The sequence below is a fragment of the Lactiplantibacillus pingfangensis genome, from assembly GCF_005404945.1.
Taxonomy (GTDB): domain Bacteria; phylum Bacillota; class Bacilli; order Lactobacillales; family Lactobacillaceae; genus Lactiplantibacillus; species Lactiplantibacillus pingfangensis.
On sequence record NZ_BJDG01000058.1, the window covers coordinates 1 to 1,603 of the forward strand.

At 49.5% G+C, this 1,603-nt stretch carries 16 tRNA genes; all 16 read left to right on the forward strand.

What is annotated here, in order from left to right:
• The first annotated feature begins 3 nt into the window (after positions 1-3).
• The 16 genes from FFM74_RS13485 (at position 4) to FFM74_RS13560 (ending at position 1,511) form a co-directional block, all read left to right on the forward strand.
• Positions 4-76, forward strand: a tRNA-Val gene (locus tag FFM74_RS13485).
• A 2-nt stretch (positions 77-78) separates the two neighbouring features.
• A tRNA-Lys gene (locus FFM74_RS13490) sits at positions 79-151 on the forward strand.
• Positions 152-249: 98 nt separating this feature from the next.
• Positions 250-322: transfer RNA gene (locus tag FFM74_RS13495), tRNA-Thr, on the forward strand.
• Between the two features lie 16 nt (positions 323-338).
• Positions 339-410, forward strand: a tRNA-Gly gene (locus FFM74_RS13500).
• Between the two features lie 15 nt (positions 411-425).
• Positions 426-511: transfer RNA gene (locus FFM74_RS13505), tRNA-Leu, on the forward strand.
• A gap of 10 nt (positions 512-521) precedes the next feature.
• Positions 522-595 (forward strand) — tRNA-Arg (locus FFM74_RS13510).
• Positions 596-600: 5 nt separating this feature from the next.
• Positions 601-674: transfer RNA gene (locus FFM74_RS13515), tRNA-Pro, on the forward strand.
• 28 nt (positions 675-702) lie between these two features.
• Positions 703-776: transfer RNA gene (locus FFM74_RS13520), tRNA-Met, on the forward strand.
• A 15-nt stretch (positions 777-791) separates the two neighbouring features.
• Positions 792-865: transfer RNA gene (locus FFM74_RS13525), tRNA-Ile, on the forward strand.
• A gap of 45 nt (positions 866-910) precedes the next feature.
• Positions 911-1,000 (forward strand) — tRNA-Ser (locus FFM74_RS13530).
• 6 nt (positions 1,001-1,006) lie between these two features.
• Positions 1,007-1,080: transfer RNA gene (locus tag FFM74_RS13535), tRNA-Met, on the forward strand.
• 4 nt (positions 1,081-1,084) lie between these two features.
• Positions 1,085-1,159: transfer RNA gene (locus FFM74_RS13540), tRNA-Asp, on the forward strand.
• A 31-nt stretch (positions 1,160-1,190) separates the two neighbouring features.
• Positions 1,191-1,263 (forward strand) — tRNA-Phe (locus tag FFM74_RS13545).
• 8 nt (positions 1,264-1,271) lie between these two features.
• Positions 1,272-1,342, forward strand: a tRNA-Gly gene (locus FFM74_RS13550).
• A gap of 5 nt (positions 1,343-1,347) precedes the next feature.
• Positions 1,348-1,421, forward strand: a tRNA-Ile gene (locus FFM74_RS13555).
• Positions 1,422-1,423: 2 nt separating this feature from the next.
• A tRNA-Ser gene (locus tag FFM74_RS13560) sits at positions 1,424-1,511 on the forward strand.
• Positions 1,512-1,603 lie beyond the last annotated feature (92 nt).

Here is a 1,603-nt window from a genome sequence, read left to right on the forward strand (position 1 = left end):
CATGGAGGATTAGCTCAGTTGGGAGAGCGTCTGCCTTACAAGCAGAGGGTCACAGGTTCGAGCCCTGTATCCTCCATTGAGCCGTTAGCTCAGTTGGTAGAGCATCTGACTTTTAATCAGAGGGTCGACAGTTCGAGCCTGTCACGGCTCATTGTCACGGTTCATGACATGATAAAGTTTTAAAAGTTTTTGTTGATTTACATATCTTGGCATGATATGATATTATAGTTGTGTTAATCATCAACTTATGCCGACTTAGCTCAGTTGGCAGAGCATCTGTCTTGTAAACAGGGGGTCGGAGGTTCGAATCCTCTAGTCGGCATTAACTGAATAATTATGCGGAAGTAGTTCAGTGGTAGAACATCACCTTGCCATGGTGGGGGTCGCGAGTTCGAATCTCGTCTTCCGCTTTTACCAAAAGTGTTGCCGGGGTGGCGGAATTGGCAGACGCACAGGACTTAAAATCCTGCGGTTAGTGATAACCGTACCGGTTCGATCCCGGTCCTCGGCACTTTTATGAAGCACCCATAGCGCAATTGGATAGAGTGTCTGACTACGAATCAGAAGGTTGTAGGTTCGACTCCTACTGGGTGCATATAACGGGAAGTAGCTCAGCTTGGTAGAGCACCTGGTTTGGGACCAGGGGGTCGCAGGTTCGAATCCTGTCTTCCCGATTAGATAATCTTTGATTATTTAACAGATCGCGGTGTAGCTCAGCTGGCTAGAGCGTCCGGTTCATACCCGGGAGGTCGAGGGTTCGATCCCCCCTGCCGCGATAGGAATAAGCACTCGGACCTTTAGCTCAGTTGGTTAGAGCAAACGGCTCATAACCGTTCGGTCGTAGGTTCGAGTCCTACAAGGTCCATCTACTAATTATAGTGGACAAGTTCCTAGTTATACATTTTTACATGGAGGATTACCCAAGTCTGGCTGAAGGGAACGGTCTTGAAAACCGTCAGGTGGGTCAAACCACGCGAGAGTTCGAATCTCTCATCCTCCTTATTATCGCGGGATGGAGCAGTCTGGTAGCTCGTCGGGCTCATAACCCGAAGGTCGCAGGTTCAAACCCTGCTCCCGCAATTTTGGTCCGTTGGTCTAGTTGGTTTAGGACGCCTGCCTGTCACGCAGGAGATCACGAGTTCGAGTCTCGTACGGACCGTTACACTAATTAAATATTATTATGGCTAAATGGCTCGGTAGCTCAGTCGGTAGAGCAATGGATTGAAGCTCCATGTGTCGGCAGTTCGATTCTGTCCCGCGCCATAAGTGTTGCGGGTATAGTTTAGTGGTAAAACGACAGCCTTCCAAGCTGTAGTCGCGAGTCCGATTCTCGTTACCCGCTTTTATGGGCCTATAGCTCAGTTGGTGAGAGCGCACGCCTGATAAGCGTGAGGTCGATGGTTCGAGTCCATTTAGGCCCATTGGAGAAGTACTCAAGTGGCTGAAGAGGTGCCCCTGCTAAGGGTATAGATCGCGCAAGCGGTGCGAGGGTTCGAATCCCTCCTTCTCCGTTAGTTTTAATTTTAAAATATGACCCCTTGGTCAAGTGGTTTAAGACACTGCCCTTTCACGGCAGTAACATGGGTTCGAATCCCGTAGGGGT